Below are 15,029 nucleotides of genomic sequence, written 5' to 3' on the forward strand. Positions count from 1 at the left end.
CCGAGCGCCAGGGCGCTCCAGGCAAACAGCAGCCCGCCGTCACTCATACACAATCTGCACCAGCCCCTTGTCGGCCTGCGCCATCCAGCTGGCCAGCGCCGCATCGGTAGGGAAGAACCTGGCGGCTTCGCCCAGGTGCAGTTCGGCCGTCGCGCCGCCCACCTCGTTTTGCCGCCTGAGGCTCAGGCGCACCGGCAGGCCGCGGCTGATCTCGCCCTGATCCGACATTTCGCGGCGCGGCGGGAAGTCCCTGACCATGCGCGAGATATCGGGCGCGCTGCCGTTGACGGCCACGCGCAGGTACTTGCCGAATTTGCAGCGCGCGGTTTCCAGGTCCCACACCTGGGTGACCTTGAAGCGGCGGCCAAAGCGCTCGGACGCGCCCTGCAGCGTGCCCTGCACGATCACCAGCTCGTCGTCCTTGAGCAGGTTTCGGTTGGCGTTGAACAGCGCCTCGTCCACCGAGGCCTCAAGCACATCGGTCTTGTCGTCAAGCTTGAAGATGATCAGCTTGCCGCGGTTGCCGTTGATCACGCGCAGGTCGCTCAAAATGGCGGCCAGCAACTGCGGCTCCCGCGAGTCGATCAGGTCCTCGATCTTGCGTTTGGCGAACTGGCGCACCTCGGTTTCCACCTCGTCGAACAAATGACCCGAAAGGTAAAAGCCGATCGCGGTTTTTTCCTGCACCAGGCGCGCCTTCACGCCGAAGGGCATGGCCTCCACCAGCGGCGGTTCCTGGGTGCTGGCGGCATGCGAATCGCTCATGTCGAACAGCCCGCCCTGGTTGGCGTTGGCCTCGGTCGCGGCGGCGAACTCAAAGGCACGGTCCACCGAGGCCAGCAGCGAGGCGCGGTTGAGCTGCAGGTTGTCGAAGGCGCCGCCCTTGATCAGGGCTTCCACCGTGCGTTTGTTCAGGCGGCTGCGGTCCACGCGCACGCAAAAATCGTAGAGCGAGGTAAAGGGGCCGCCTTCCTTGCGCGCCGCGACAATCGCGGCGATCGCCTGCTGGCCCGTGCCCTTGACGGCGCCCAGGCCGTAACGCACCGAGGTCGCGCTGATGGGCTCAAAGCGGTAGTCGCCGCGGTTGATGTCGGGCGACTCGAACTGTATGCCCATCTTCTGCGCGTCGCCAAACAGCACCTTGAGCTTGTCGGTGTCATCCATTTCCACCGTCATGTTGGCGGCGAAGAACTCGGCGGTGTAGTGCACCTTGAGCCAGGCCGTGTGGTAGGCCAGCAGCGCATAGGCGGCGGAGTGCGACTTGTTGAAGCCGTAGCCCGCGAACTTTTCCATCAGGTCGAAGACCTCGTCGGCCTTTTCCTCGCTGAGGCCGCCCTCGCCCGCGCCCTTGCGGAAGATCGCGCGCTGCGCGTCCATCTCCTCTTTCTTCTTCTTGCCCATGGCGCGGCGCAGCAAGTCGGCGCCGCCCAGCGAGTAGCCGCCCAGGATCTGCGCGGTCTGCATCACCTGCTCCTGGTAGACCATGATGCCGTAGGTCTCTTCGAGGATGGCCTTGACGCGCGGGTCCGGGTATTCGGGCACTTCCTTGCCCTGCTTGCGCGCGATATAGGTCGGGATCAGCTCCATGGGCCCCGGTCGATACAGCGCATTCATCGCGATCAGGTCTTCCAGGCGGTCCGGCTTGGCGTCCTTGAGCATGCGCTGCATGCCGATACTTTCAAACTGGAACACGGCTTCGGTCTGGCCCCGGCCGAAAAGCTCGTAAACCTTGCGGTCGTTGAGCGGCAGGTCTTCGAACTTGAAGTCCTTCTGGGCCGGGTGGCGCGCGATGATGAATTCCCTGGCGATCTCCAGGATGGTCAGCGTGGCCAGGCCCAAAAAGTCGAACTTGACCAGGCCAATCGCCTCCACGTCGTCCTTGTCGAACTGGCTCACCGCGGAGTCGCTGCCCGGCTGGGCGTAAAGCGGGCAGAAATCGGTCAGCTTGCTGGGCGCGATCAGCACGCCCCCGGCGTGCATGCCGACGTTGCGGGTCAGGCCCTCGAGCTTTTGCGCAAGTGCCAGCAGGGTTTGCACGTCCTCTTCCTTGCGCTCGCGCTCGGCCAGCACGGGCTCCTGCTCCTTCGCCTGTTCAATCGTGATGTGCTGGCCCGGCTTGTTAGGGATGAGCTTGGAGATGCCGTCGCAAAAGCCGTAGGGAAAATCCAGCACGCGGCCCACGTCGCGGATGGCGGCGCGCGCCGCCATGGTGCCGAAGGTCACGATCTGGCTCACGGCGTCCTTGCCGTACTTGTCCTTCACGTAATCGATCACGCGGTCGCGGTTGCTCTGGCAGAAGTCGATATCGAAGTCGGGCATGGACACCCGCTCCGGGTTCAGGAAGCGCTCGAACAGCAGGTTGTACTGCAGCGGGTCCAGGTCGGTGATCTTGAGCGAATAGGCCACCAGCGAACCCGCGCCGGAGCCCCGGCCCGGCCCGACCGGGCAGCCGTTGTTCTTGGCCCAGTTGATGAAGTCGCCCACGATCAGGAAGTAGCCGGGAAAACCCATCTTGAGGATGGTGTTGATCTCGAACTCCAGCCGCTTGACGTACTCGGGCCGCTTCTGGTCACGCACGGCCGCATCGCGGTACAGGTGGGCCAGGCGTTCTTCCAGGCCTTCAAACGAGGCCTGGCGGAAATACTCGTCGATGGGCATGCGCACGCCGCCCACTTCGGGCGTCGGGTAGTCCGGCAGCATGGGTTTGCCGAGCTCGAGCGTGAGGTTGCAGCGCTTGGCGATCTCCAGCGTGTTGGCCAGGGCCGTGGGCACGTCGGCGAACAGCGCCTGCATCTGTTCGGTCGACTTGAAGTACTGCTCGCGCGTGAACTTGCGCACGCGCCGCGTGTTGCCCAGGATCTCGCCTTCCGAGATGCAGACGCGCGCTTCATGCGCCTCGTAATCGTCGTAGGTCAGGAACTGCACGGGGTGGGTGGCCACCACGGGCAGCTTGAGCCGCGCCGCCAGCTGGACGGCGGCGGCCACATGGCGCTCGTCGTCGGGCCGCTGGGCGCGCTGCAGTTCCAGGTAAAAGCGGTGGGGAAACAGGCCCGCAAAATACAGCGCGCATTCCGCGGCGCGGGCGCTGTCGCCCTGCAGCAGGGCCTGGCCCACGGAGCCGCCCTGCGCGCCGGACAGGGCGATCAGGCCCTCGCCCAGCTCCTGCAGCCATTCGAGCTTGACCACCGCCTGGTCGCGCACCACGTTCTTGGTCCAGGCCCGCGTGAGGATTTCGGACAGGTTCAGGTAGCCCTGGCGGCTTTGCACCAGCAGCAGCAGGCGGGCGGCGGGCGCGCCGGCATCCTTGCCCGGCACCTGCACCCAGATGTCGGCGCCTATCAGGGGCTTGACGCCAGCGCCGCGGGTTTCCTTGTAGAACTTGACGGTGCCGAAGAGGTTGCTCAGGTCGGTGATGGCCAGCGCCGGTTGCCCGTCGGCGGCCGCGGCGGCCACGACTTCATCGATGCGGTTGGTGCCGTCGACGACGGAAAATTCGGTGTGGAGGCGCAAATGAACAAACATAGGGACCATTTTAGGGCCGGGTCTGTCCGCTGAGGCGCCATGGGACAGTGCAAGGCCTTGCGTGCCTGCCTACAATCAATCGCATCATGCAAATCCTGAACATTGCGGCCTACAAGTTTGTCGCGCTGGCCCAGCCCGATGCGCTGCAAACCAGCCTGGCGGGCAGGCTGCAGGGCCATGCCATCAAGGGCACGGTGCTGCTGGCCGAAGAAGGCATCAACCTCTTCCTGGCCGGGCCGGCCGGCGATATTCATGATTTTTTGGCATGGTTGAAACAGGACGTGCGTTTTGCCGACCTGCAGGCCAAGGAAAGCTGGTCCGGCGCCCAGCCTTTTCGCAAGCTGCTGGTCAAGGTCAAGCCCGAGATCATCCGCATGAACCACCCGGCCGTGCAGCCCGCGGCCGGACGCGCGCCGGCGCTGGACGCCGCCACGCTCAAGCGCTGGCTGGACGCGGGACACGACGACACGGGCCGCCCCGTGGTGACGCTGGACACCCGCAACGACTTTGAAGCCGACGTCGGCACCTTCCGCAACGCCATCGACTGGCGCATCCGCAAGTTCACCGAGTTTCCCGAAGCCCTGCTGGCGCACAAACAGGAGCTGGCCGGCAAGACCGTGGTGAGCTTTTGCACCGGCGGCATACGCTGCGAGAAGGCTGCCATCCTGATGCGCGAGGCCGGCGTGGAGAACGTCTGGCAGCTGGACGGCGGCATCCTCAAGTACTTCGAGGAAAGCGGGCACGCGCATTTTGACGGCGAATGTTTTGTGTTTGATGAACGCCGCGCGCTGGACCCGGCGCTCAAACCCCAAGTCAACCCGCCAGCCAAGCCTTTGAACCCGCCACGCGCCGCCCGGCGGTCCGAAAATTTCGGGCTTTTGTCCGACAGCTGAGCCCAAAGCCCCGTGCGAAGCTTTTGAATCGTTCGCATCCCACAACATTCCACGTCTGCCAGCCGTCCCCTTTTACGGTAGCCACCATGCCCACAGACACCTCCCCCGCACGCCAGCAGGCCGCCCACGCCTCCCTGTCTCCGCTCGCCAGGCGCTTTATCGCCCTGCGCCAGCAGACCGAGGCGCTGATACAGCCGCTAAGCCCCGAAGACTGCCAGCTGCAGTCCATGCCCGACGCCAGTCCCGCGAAATGGCATCTGGCCCACCTGACCTGGTTTTTCGAGACCTTTATCCTTGAACGCTTCGAGCCCGGCTTCACACCCTTCGATGCGGGCTTTCGTGTGCTGTTCAACAGCTATTACAACGGCGTGGGCGACAAATACCCGCGGCCCAAGCGCGGCCTGATCAGCCGGCCTTCGCTGGACGAAGTGCTCGCCTACCGCGCCCAGGTCAACCAGCGCATGCTGGCGGTGATTGGCGCGGTCGAGGCCGGCGCCGATAGCGCTCAGCAGCAGGAACTCAAGGAACTCGTGACCCTGGGCCTGCACCACGAGCAGCAGCACCAGGAACTGCTGCTGACCGACATCAAACACGCGCTGTCCTTCAATCCCGCGCGACCGGCCTATGCGAGCCGCTGGCCACTGGCCGGCATACACCCGCAGCCGGTGGAGTGGCTGCGCCATGAGGCCGGCCTGGTGGAGCATGGCTACGATGCCGCGCGCGACGGTGAATTCGCTTTCGACAATGAAACGCCGCGCCACAAGGCCTATGTGGCGGCCTTCGAGCTCGCCAGCCGGCCGGTGACCAACGGCGAGATCATGGCCTTTATCGCCGACAAGGGCTACCAGCGCCCCGAGCTGTGGCTGTCCATGGGCTGGGACTGGGTCACCGAAAACAAGGTCAGCCTGCCCTTTTACTGGCAGGGCGGCGAGGGCGGCTACCAGCATTTCACGCTGCAAGGCCTGATTGACGTGGACCCGAACACGCCGGCCTGCCACCTCAGCTATTTTGAAGCCGACGCTTTTGCGCGCTGGGCCGGCGCCCGCCTGCCGACCGAGTTTGAGTGGGAACTCGCCGCGCGCGGCTTGCCGGCCGGTGCCGCGGCCCAGGGCAACTTTGTGGAGACATCGGCCTTCCATCCGCTGCCGCAGCAGGAAGGCAGCCGTGGCCTGCCGGCGCAGATGTTCGGCGACGTGTGGGAATGGACGCAGTCCAACTACAACCCCTACCCCGGCTACAAGCCCTGGGAAGGCCTGGTGGGCGAGTACAACGGCAAGTTCATGTGCAACCAATTTGTGCTGCGCGGCGGCTCCTGCGCGACGCCGCAAAGCCATATGCGCGCGAGCTACCGCAACTTCTTCCCGCCCGATGCGCGCTGGCAGTTCAGCGGCCTGCGGCTGGCGCGCGACCTGGCCTAATCGCGCAACACACCGAGCACGTCGGAGTTGAACTCGCGGTTGTAGAGAATCAGCACCACCACCGCGGTCGCCAGCGCAAACGCGAAGGTCGAGAAAAACCAGGCCATGATGGCGAAACTGAAATAGTAAGCCCTGAGCCCGTCGTTAAAGGTCTCCGCCGCCAGGCCCACCATGCGGCTGCTGCGCGTGGCAAAAGCTTCGCGGTCGAACTTGCCGACTTCAAACTCCTGCGGCGAAGGCATGGAGCCTATCAGCAAGGCGACAAAGGTGTACTGGCGCATGGACCAGCTGAAGCGGAAAAAGGCATACACAAACACCGCTACCATCAGCAGCACCTTGAGGTCGAAGATCAGCACCGAGGTGCGCACCGCGAACGGAATCTCGCGCACCAACTCGGCCGCCTTGTCGGTGGTGCCCAGCAACGCGAACAAGCCGCCGATGATGATGATGGTGGTCGACGAGAAAAAAGCCGGCGTGCTCGAGAGGTTTTGCGTGATGATGCCGTCGATCACGCGCGGGTCGCGCGCAGTAGCCTGCAGCAGCCAGTAGTGCCGGTAGCGGTTGGTGGTGCCCAGCAGCGAGGAGCGCTTCCCACCGTAGTGCCGGGCGAACCAGGCATAACCCATCCAGCCCAGAAAAAACCAGGCAATCGCCAACCAGTCGCTCCACGGAAGCAGGGTAAAGATTTGCATCGCCTGATCTTAATTTAGCCACCCGCCGTGAACTTCCGTTCCGGCAGCGGGATGAATTCCGTCTCGCCGGGCACCTGCCCCATGGCCTGCGCCTCCCAGTCTTCGCCGGCCTGCACGATGCGTTCCTTGCGGCTGGAGACAAAGTTCCACCACATGAAGCGGTGCGCATCGAGCGCGTCGCCGCCTATCACCACCAGGCGGGTTGGCACGCCCGCGCTCAGTTGCACGGCCGCGCCAGGCGCCAGCGTCGCCAGGGTGTGCATGGCCAGCAGCTCACCGTCCACCATCAGGTCGCCGTCCACCGGATAAATTGCCATCTGCTCCGCGAGCGGCGGCAACGTGAAAGCTGTGCCGGCGGCCAGGGCCACGTCCAGGTAAAGCGTTTTGGAAAAAGTCTTGACGGGCGAGACCTTCCCGAAGGCCTCACCGATCAGGACGCGCACCGCCGCGCCGTCCACCGTGGTGGCCGGAATGGTTTCCGCCGGCGTGTGCGAAAAGCCGGGCGCCGTTTCCTCAAACTCCTTGGGCAGCGCGGCCCACAGCTGCAGGCCGTGGTTCACGTAGGACGTGCCGCGCAGGTCTTCGGGCGCGCGCTCCGAGTGCACGATGCCGCGGCCGGCCGTCATCCAGTTGATGGCGCCGGGCTCTATGCGCTGGGCCGAGCCCAGGCTGTCGCGGTGCATCATCGCGCCCTCGAACAAATAGGTCACCGTCGCCAGGCCGATGTGCGGGTGCGGGCGCACGTCGTGGTTGGTGCCGGGCTGCTCGGTCACCGGGCCGAAGTGGTCAAAAAAGATAAAGGGGCCGACCGACTGCTGCTGCGCGGCGGGCAGCAGGCGGCGCACCATGAAGCCGCCGCCCAGGTCCTTGTGGTGGCCAGTCAGTTTCAACACGGTGCTCATGGCAGGCGCTCCAGTTCGGTGGTGATTTCCGTCGTGACGGTGGTCATGAGTTTGTGCACGGGGCATTTCTGCGCCACGGCGTGCAGTTCCTGCAACTGGGCGTCGCTCAGGGCGCCCTTGATCTGCAGCCTGGCCGAAAGCTTGTAGACGCCGCTGCGCTCCTGCGAGTCGTCGCGCTCCATGCGTGTGTGGATGTCCTCGACAGGGATGCCTTTTTTGCGGGCGTACCACATCACGGTTAGGGCCTTGCAGGCGCCGAGTGCCGCGTCGTAGAGGTCGTGCGGGCTGGGGCCGCTGTCGGCGCCGCCTTCGGCTTCGCTGACGTCGGCGGTGAGGCTATGGCCGCGGATGTGCACCTGCTGGGCCATCGCGGCAGTGAGATCGCGTTGGAGTTCTATGGTCATGGGGTTCCAGTGGGCAAGGAAAAAATCAGGCGGTGAATTTCGCGGCGACGGCAGCGACGCGCGCGCCGAAGCTGCGGGCGGTTTCCAGGTCACCGGCCGACATCTCGCCGGCGCCGGCATCGGAGGGCGACTGCGCGATGGCGCCGCTGTAGGAACCCAGGTAGTTGGCATCGTTGCGCAACGCGGCCTTGCTGTTGCTGGGCAGCATGCCCTGGCTGACCCAGATGCCGCCGTGCTGCATGGCCAGGGTGAACAGGTAGTTCAGCGTGGACAGCTTGTCGCCGTTCATCGCGGCGCTGTTGGTGAAGCCGGCGAAGAGCTTGTCTTTCCAGGCCTGGCTGTACCAGGGTTTGGAGGAGGCGTCGGCGAACTTCTTGAACTGCCAGCTCACATTGCCCATGTAGGTGGGCGATCCCATGATGATGGCGTCGGCGGCATTGAGCGTTTCCCAGCCGCCTTCGGGCAGGTTGCCGTCGGCATCTATGGCCAGCAGCTCGGCGCCGGCGCCTTCGGCCACCGACTGCGCCATGCGCTGGGTATGGCCATAGCCGGAGTGGTAAATCACGACAACTTTGGGCATTCAATATCTTTCGCGGGAGAAGAATGAAATTTGGAACCAGGCCAGATAAAAGGGCTGCAGCCCAGGCATGAAAGCCCCCGCTGCAGCCCTGCTTTTTCGCGGATCAGCCCTTGATCTTGGCGTCCACGCTCCAGGCGCCGCCACCCCAAGCCGCCACGGTGAGCAGGCCGCCGATCACGGCGATGTTCTTGAAAAACATCAGTTGCTGCATCATGGCCTGTTCGGCGGGCACACCCCAGTAGTTGTGGAAGATGAAGGTGATCACCACGGTGAAAAAGGCGATGCCGAGCGCGGCCCAGCGCGTCATGAAGCCGACCAGCAGCAGAAGGCCCAGCCCCAGCTCAATCGCGATCGCGGCAGCCGCGGCGACTTCGGGCAGCGGCACGCCTTTGGAAGCGATGTAGCCGGCCGTTCCGGCAAAGCCGGCGATCTTGCTGAAGCCCGCGGGCACAAACAGCAGGGCCAGCAGCACACGGCCGACCAGGGAGAGAGGGTTTTGCAGGGAGTTGAGCATGGTGAGTCCTTCTAAGTAAAGTTAACGGGGAAATCATGGATGAAAAAAACACTCTGGGCAAGCGCCGTGCGCTCATGCGCATTCGCGCTTGTCCTGGGTGTGGGTTACGGTGCCAGGTCAAACACCAGCACTTCAGCGTCCCGGCCATGGGCCAGCTGCAGCGCGGCTTCCGATTGCAGCATGGCGGCATCGCCGGCCTTGAGCACTTTGCCGTTGACTTCAAGCTGTCCACGGACCAGGTGCACATAGGTCTTGCGTGCTGCGCTCAGTTCCAGCGTGGCGCTTTCCGCGCCGTCGAACAGGCCCGCATAAAGCCTCGCATCGGCATGGATCAGCACCGAGCCCTTGGCGCCGTCGGGTGAAGCCACCAGGCGCAGGGCGCCGCGTTTTTCGGCGTCGGCAAAGGTCTTTTGCTCATAGCTGGGGGGAATGCCGGTCACATTGGGTTCTATCCAGATCTGCAGGAAATGCGTGGTCTGGCCGTCCGCATGGTTGAACTCGCTGTGCTGCACGCCCGTGCCGGCGCTCATGCGCTGCACGTCGCCGGGCGGGATGCTCTTGATATTGCCCAGGCTGTCCTTGTGCGCGAGTTCGCCGCTCAGCACATAGCTGATGATTTCCATGTTCTGGTGGCCGTGCGTGCCGAAGCCGCGGCCGGCCGCGATGCGGTCTTCATTGATGACGCGCAGGTTGCCAAAGCCCATGTGGGCCGGGTCGTAATAACCGGCGAAGGAAAAGGAATGGAAAGACTTGAGCCAGCCGTGGTCTGCGTAGCCGCGTTCGCTGGAGGTTCTTAAGGTCATCATGAGGTGCTCCTTTCGAGCTGGTTGAGATGCGTTGGCGATGACTCCAATGTAGGCCTGGGACCCCGGCTTTCCATTGCTTCGCTTTGATGGCATCATTCAAATTATTTGAATCATTCTTATGGCAACGATCAACAACCGGGTACGCGACGCCCTGACGCCCGAAACCCTGGGCCTGATAGGCGCGATCCACGGCGCCGGCAGCATGGCGGCCGCGGCGCGCGAGCTGGGCCTGGTGCCCAGCGCGCTGACCTACCGGATACGCCAGGTGGAAGATGCGCTGGACGTGCTGCTCTTTGACCGCTCCTCGCGCCAGGCCAAACTGACCGAAGCCGGCAAGGAACTGCTGCGCGAGGGCAACCGCTTGCTGGCCGAACTCGACGCCGTCGCCAACCGCGTCAAGCGCGTGGCCACCGGCTGGGAGCCGCAGCTCACGCTGGCGGTGGACAGCGTGATTTCGCGCACCACGGTGATGGAGCTGTGCGAGGCGTTTTTCGCGCTGAACCCGCCCACCCGGCTGCGCCTGCGCGAAGAGGCGCTGTCGGGCACGCTGGAGGCGCTCACCTCAGGCCAGGCCGACCTGGCCCTGGGCGTGGCCATAGAACCCTCGGCCAATACCGCGGTGCAGCACAGGGTGCTGGGCAGCATCCATTTCATTTACGCGGTCGCGCCCCATCACCCATTGGCGCAGGCCCCCGAGCCCGTGACCGACGCCATGCTGATGCCGCACCGCGCCGTGGCCGTCGCCGATTCGGTGCAGCGCGGCAGCGGCGTCACGGTGGGCCTGCTGGGCGGGCAAGACATCTTCACCGTGCCCGGCATGCAGGAAAAACTCCAGGCGCAGCTGCGCGGCCTGGGCGGCGGTTTTCTGCCGGAATACCTGGCGCGCCCCCACGTCATCACCGGCCGGCTGGTGGAAAAACGCATGCAGCGCCCACCGCGCCATGTGCCCATGAGTTATGCCTGGCTGCGCGCGCCCGACGGCAAGGAGGGGCGCGCGCTGCAGTGGTGGCTCAAGCAACTGGAGAGCGCGGCCACGCGAAAAGCGCTGCTGGAGCGCATGTGAAAACCCGTAGTCGCCGCGCAATCCGGGCGCGGCGGCCGCGCCTGCGTGTAGAGTGCGCTTAGAGCTTCTTATCGTTTTCGTTTATGGTTCAGACGTGATGACCCAGGCCGGGGGGCCGTGAATTGCCCGCGAAAGCGGCAAGGCGCCTCATTCATCCAACCCAAAAAGCACACAAAGACATGACAAAAAACGCCAGCCTCCCCCTTCCTGAATCCGCGGCCGGCCGCCGCATCGCCGTGATAGGCGCCGGCATCGCCGGCATTGCTTGCGCGCGCACGCTGGCGCAGGCCGGCCACCAGGTCACTGTGTTCGAGAAAAGCCCTGAAGTCGGCGGGCGCATGGCCACCCGGGACAGCGAATTCGGCGGCTTCGACCACGGCGCGCAGTATTTCACCGTGCGCGATGCGCGTTTCGAAAAAGCCCTGGCCACGGTCCCCGGGCTGGTGCGGCCCTGGAGCGCCAACACCGTGCGCATCCTCGACGAGCTGGGCCGTGTCGTGGCCTCGGCGCTGCCGCCCAAGGAGGCGCACTGGGTTCCCACGCCGGGCATGAATGCGCTGCTGCGCCAATGGGCCCAGCCCCTGGCGGCCGCGGGCCGCCTGCTGCTGGAGACCGAGGTGCTGCGGCTCGAACGCGACAAGCTGCATCCCGAACAATGGCAGTTGCAGACCGAAGGGCCGGGCGCCGGCAGCCGGGTGCACTCGGGCTTTGACGACGTGGTGCTGGCCCTGCCCTCGCCGCAGGCGCACGCCCTGCTGTTGAGCTCGCAACAGGGCAAGCCGCTGATGGAGGCGCTCGCCAAGGTCAGCGTGGCGCCGTGCTGGACGCTGATGCTGGCCTTCCCCCAGGCCATGCAACCCACGATGGCGCACCTGGGCCCCCACTGGAACGCGGCGCGCAGCACCCACCACCGCATCGCCTGGCTGGCGCGCGAATCCTCCAAGCCCGGGCGCAGCCCGATCGAACGCTGGACCGTGCAGGCCAGCCCCGACTGGTCGCAGCGCCACCTGGAAGACGACGCCGAACGCGTCAAGGCCAAACTGCTCAAGGCCTTTACTGAAGTCACCGGCATACGCGCGGCGCCGCCGCATGCCGTGGTGCACCGCTGGCGCCACGCCCAGACACTGCAGCCACTGGGCAAGACCCATGCATGGGACGCCAAGTCCCGCATAGGCGCCTGCGGCGACTGGTGCCTGGGGCACCGCGTGGAAGAGGGCTTTATCTCGGGCCTAGAAATGGCCCTCGAAATTTGTTAGCCCCCACGCTTGTCGCTTCGCGTGCCTTCGGCGGTACGCTGCCCCTTTCATTAGAGATAGGGGCGGGCCTTACTGGGGGCGGCCCTGCGTGGCGGCCAGCCTGAAAACCAGGTTCGGGAGCGCCCGCATGGAGGCCGAATACCGGGGCCGGTTTGCCCCTTCCCCAACGGGCCCGCTGCACGCCGGCTCACTCGTCGCAGCCCTGGCCAGCTGGCTGGACGCCCGCGCGCACCAGGGCCGCTGGCTGGTGCGCATCGAGGACGTGGACACGCCGCGCTGTGTGCCCGGCGCCGGCCAGACGATTCTTGAACAACTGGCCCAATGCGGCCTGCTGCCGGACGAGCCGCCCGTCTACCAATCACAGCGCGGCACGCTGTACCAGCAGGCGCTGGATTCGCTGGTCGCGCGCGGGCTGGCCTACCCCTGCGCCTGCACGCGCCAGGACATCGCCCGGGCGCTGGCGGCTTCAGGCCAGCCGCGCGAGCGCCATGGCGAACTGGTCTATCCCGGCACCTGCCGGGACGGCCTGCACGGCCGTAGCGCGCGCGCCTGGCGGCTGGACACACGAGCCCCCGCGCCCATCCGCTGGCAGGACCGCCTGCTGGGCCCGCAGTCGCAGGACGTGGCCCATGAGGTGGGCGACTTTGTGCTCAAGCGCGCCGACGGCCTGTGGGCCTACCAACTGGCCGTGGTGGTGGACGACGCGGCCCAGGGCATCAGCGACATCGTGCGGGGCGAGGACCTGGCCGACAACACGGCGCGGCAAATCCTGCTGCAGCGCGCGCTGGGCCTGCCCCTTCCGCGCTACCTGCACACGCCGCTGGTGCTGGGCGCCAACGGCGAAAAGCTCTCCAAACAGAACGGCGCGCAGGCATTGGACACGTCCCAGCCGCTGGCCCTGCTGCGGCAGGCCGGCGCGGTTTTAGGCCTGCCACCAGACGGCGGCAGCGCCGCCACGCCGCAGGACTGGTTGCGGCAGGCCGTGCCCCTGTGGGCGACCCGCCTTAAAATCAACCGGTGACAGATACAACTTCCCCCCTCCCGCCCTCCGCCCTCCCCGACCCCTCCACCGAAGGCGCGGCCGCCGAGCCAGGCGCCCCGCGCAACATACGCAGCTTTGTGCGCCGCACCGGCCGCACCACCGTCGGCCAGGCCAAGGCCTTTGCCGACGTGGGCCCCCAGTTCCTGCTGCCCTATGCGGCGGCGCCGGCGGATTTCGAGGCCATGTTCCAGCGCTCGGCCCCCACCATCCTCGAGATAGGCTTTGGCATGGGCGAAGCGACGGCCCACATCGCCGCGCTGATGCCCGAGAAAAACTTCCTGTGCTGCGAGGTCCACACCCCCGGCGTGGGCGCGCTGCTCAAGCGCATCAGCGAACAGGGCCTGGCCAACATCCGCATCCTGCAGCACGACGCCGTTGAAGTGATGGACAACATGCTGCCGCCGGCCAGCCTGGACGGCGTGCACATCTTCTTTCCCGATCCCTGGCACAAAAAGCGGCACAACAAGCGCCGCCTGATCCAGGCGCCGCTGGTCGCCAAGCTGGCGGCCCGCCTCAAGCCCGGCGGCTACCTGCACTGCGCCACCGACTGGCAGCCCTATGCCGAGCAAATCCTCGAGGTGCTGGGCGCCGAGCCGCTGCTGCGCAACACCGCGGACGCTTCCCAGGGCGGCTACGCGCCCAAGCCGGCCTACCGGCCGCTGACCAAGTTTGAAAACCGCGGCATCAAGCTGGGGCACGGCGTCTGGGACGTGGTGTTCACCCGTGTCTGAATGCCCGCCCATGCCGGCGTGAACGGGCAGCCGTCCCATGGACTGCCGACCCGCGACGGGGTCAGCCCCAGCTGTGTGGGCTTGCCGGCGGGCGATTGGCCCAGCATCACCGACTTCCTGGTGCAGCGCTTTCCCGCGATCACGCGTGAAACCTGGCTGCAACGCATGCGGGACGGCCTGGTAGCCGATGAGTTCGGCGTACCCGTCACGGCTGAACGGCCCTACCGCGGCCACATGCGCGTGTACTACTACCGCGCGCTGGAGGACGAGCCCCGCGTACCCTTCGAGGCCAGCGTGCTGTACCAGGACGAACACCTGGTCGTGGCCGACAAACCCCATTTCCTGCCGGTCACGCCCTCGGGCCACTATGTGCAGGAAACGCTGCTGGTGCGCCTTAAAAACCGCCTGGGCCTGGCCGGCCTGGCGCCGCTGCACCGCATAGACCGCGAAACCGCCGGCCTGGTGCTGTTTTCGGTGAGGCCCGCCGACCGCGACGCCTACCAGGCACTTTTCAGGCGCCATGAGGTGGCCAAACACTACGAGGCCATCGCGCCATGGCGTGAAGGCATTGTTTTTCCGCTGCTTCGCCAAAGCCGCATCGTGGAAGGCGAACCCTTCTTCCGGCAACAGGAAGCGCCCGGCCCCGCCAACAGCGAAACCCACATCAGCGTGCTGGAGACCAATGGCGGCTGGGCCCGCTACGCGCTGAGCCCGGTCACCGGCAAAAAACACCAGTTGCGGGTGCATATGCATGCCCTGGGTATTCCCATCCTCAACGACAGGATCTACCCGCCGGTGCATCCCACGCCGGACGATGATTACAGCCGCCCCTTGCAGCTTCTCGCGAAATCCATGCATTTCACCGACCCGGTCACGGGTCGGCAACGGTCTTTCCAGACCCGTTTGAGCCTGCTTGCAGGCCTGCCCCCGGCAACGGGCGGCTGAGCCCCCTCGCTCCCAAGCCAAACCACAGCACGCGTGCGCCCATGCCCGCGCGCAGCCGAGCCGTACCTGATTTCGGGCTCCCGGCACGCCCGTGTCTCCTCATCCCCACGAATTTGCCGTCCGCATGGCGCCGAAAAAGGCCGGCGCCTGCCGCATCGCGGAATTAATCCAAAAGTGTGGTTTTTCGTGAAATCAATCACCAAAGATGTCAGGAAACGAGCAAAAAATCGCGTATTAGTTACACATTGAATCACTTATCGG

14 protein-coding genes are annotated in these 15,029 nt (G+C 65.6%); 7 read left to right on the forward strand and 7 right to left on the reverse strand.

Annotation, left to right across the window (positions count from 1 at the left end; all coding sequences use genetic code 11):
• Nucleotides 1-39: 39 nt before the first annotated feature.
• Nucleotides 40-3,522, reverse strand: coding sequence for a DNA polymerase III subunit alpha (dnaE, locus tag BLQ85_RS05835; protein WP_074575398.1), 3,483 nt, complete (start codon nt 3,520-3,522; stop codon nt 40-42).
• An 83-nt stretch (nt 3,523-3,605) separates the two neighbouring features.
• Between dnaE and BLQ85_RS05840 the strand changes: the two genes are divergently transcribed.
• Both BLQ85_RS05840 and egtB read left to right on the forward strand, forming a co-directional pair.
• Nucleotides 3,606-4,415, forward strand: coding sequence for a sulfurtransferase (locus BLQ85_RS05840; protein ID WP_254779757.1), 810 nt, complete (start codon nt 3,606-3,608; stop codon nt 4,413-4,415).
• An 86-nt stretch (nt 4,416-4,501) separates the two neighbouring features.
• Nucleotides 4,502-5,833, forward strand: coding sequence for an ergothioneine biosynthesis protein EgtB (egtB, locus tag BLQ85_RS05845; RefSeq protein WP_074575400.1), 1,332 nt, complete (start codon nt 4,502-4,504; stop codon nt 5,831-5,833).
• Here egtB and BLQ85_RS05850 read toward each other — a convergent pair.
• From BLQ85_RS05850 to BLQ85_RS05875, 6 genes are all read right to left on the reverse strand, one after another.
• The gene (locus BLQ85_RS05850; RefSeq protein ID WP_074575401.1) at nt 5,830-6,525 is read right to left on the reverse strand and encodes a DUF599 domain-containing protein; all 696 of its coding nucleotides are present in this window, start codon (nt 6,523-6,525) and stop codon (nt 5,830-5,832) included. The two genes, egtB and BLQ85_RS05850, sit on opposite strands and share 4 nt — an antisense overlap.
• A 14-nt stretch (nt 6,526-6,539) precedes the next feature.
• A complete protein-coding gene (locus BLQ85_RS05855; protein WP_074575402.1) occupies nt 6,540-7,427 on the reverse strand; it encodes a pirin family protein in 888 nt (295 codons plus the stop codon).
• Nucleotides 7,424-7,831: an OsmC family protein gene (locus tag BLQ85_RS05860; protein WP_074575403.1), complete on the reverse strand. Its 408-nt coding sequence runs from the start codon at nt 7,829-7,831 to the stop codon at nt 7,424-7,426. The genes BLQ85_RS05855 and BLQ85_RS05860 overlap by 4 nt, the downstream gene beginning before the upstream one ends.
• A 25-nt stretch (nt 7,832-7,856) precedes the next feature.
• Entirely contained in the window at nt 7,857-8,411 is a 555-nt protein-coding gene (locus BLQ85_RS05865; RefSeq protein ID WP_074575404.1) for a flavodoxin family protein, read from the reverse strand.
• A 103-nt stretch (nt 8,412-8,514) separates the two neighbouring features.
• Nucleotides 8,515-8,925, reverse strand: a complete 411-nt coding sequence (locus BLQ85_RS05870; protein WP_074575405.1) for a DoxX family protein — start codon at nt 8,923-8,925, stop codon at nt 8,515-8,517.
• 104 nt (nt 8,926-9,029) lie between these two features.
• Complete coding sequence (locus BLQ85_RS05875) at nt 9,030-9,731, reverse strand: pirin family protein (protein WP_074575406.1); 702 nt, start codon at nt 9,729-9,731, stop codon at nt 9,030-9,032.
• Between the two features lie 118 nt (nt 9,732-9,849).
• Between BLQ85_RS05875 and BLQ85_RS05880 the strand changes: the two genes are divergently transcribed.
• From BLQ85_RS05880 to BLQ85_RS05900, 5 genes are all read left to right on the forward strand, one after another.
• Nucleotides 9,850-10,794: a LysR family transcriptional regulator gene (locus tag BLQ85_RS05880; protein ID WP_074575407.1), complete on the forward strand. Its 945-nt coding sequence runs from the start codon at nt 9,850-9,852 to the stop codon at nt 10,792-10,794.
• A gap of 179 nt (nt 10,795-10,973) precedes the next feature.
• Nucleotides 10,974-12,050 (forward strand): NAD(P)/FAD-dependent oxidoreductase, encoded by a 1,077-nt coding sequence (locus tag BLQ85_RS05885; protein WP_074575408.1) that lies wholly within the window; start codon nt 10,974-10,976, stop codon nt 12,048-12,050.
• 127 nt (nt 12,051-12,177) lie between these two features.
• Nucleotides 12,178-13,071 (forward strand): tRNA glutamyl-Q(34) synthetase GluQRS, encoded by an 894-nt coding sequence (gene gluQRS, locus BLQ85_RS05890; protein ID WP_074575409.1) that lies wholly within the window; start codon nt 12,178-12,180, stop codon nt 13,069-13,071.
• Nucleotides 13,068-13,823 (forward strand): tRNA (guanosine(46)-N7)-methyltransferase TrmB, encoded by a 756-nt coding sequence (gene trmB / locus BLQ85_RS05895; RefSeq protein WP_074575410.1) that lies wholly within the window; start codon nt 13,068-13,070, stop codon nt 13,821-13,823. The genes gluQRS and trmB overlap by 4 nt, the downstream gene beginning before the upstream one ends.
• Complete coding sequence (locus BLQ85_RS05900) at nt 13,824-14,768, forward strand: RluA family pseudouridine synthase (protein WP_074575411.1); 945 nt, start codon at nt 13,824-13,826, stop codon at nt 14,766-14,768.
• Nucleotides 14,769-15,029 lie beyond the last annotated feature (261 nt).

Origin of the sequence: Polaromonas sp. JS666 (assembly GCF_900103405.1) — a bacterium.
Taxonomy (GTDB): Bacteria; Pseudomonadota; Gammaproteobacteria; order Burkholderiales; family Burkholderiaceae_C; genus Polaromonas.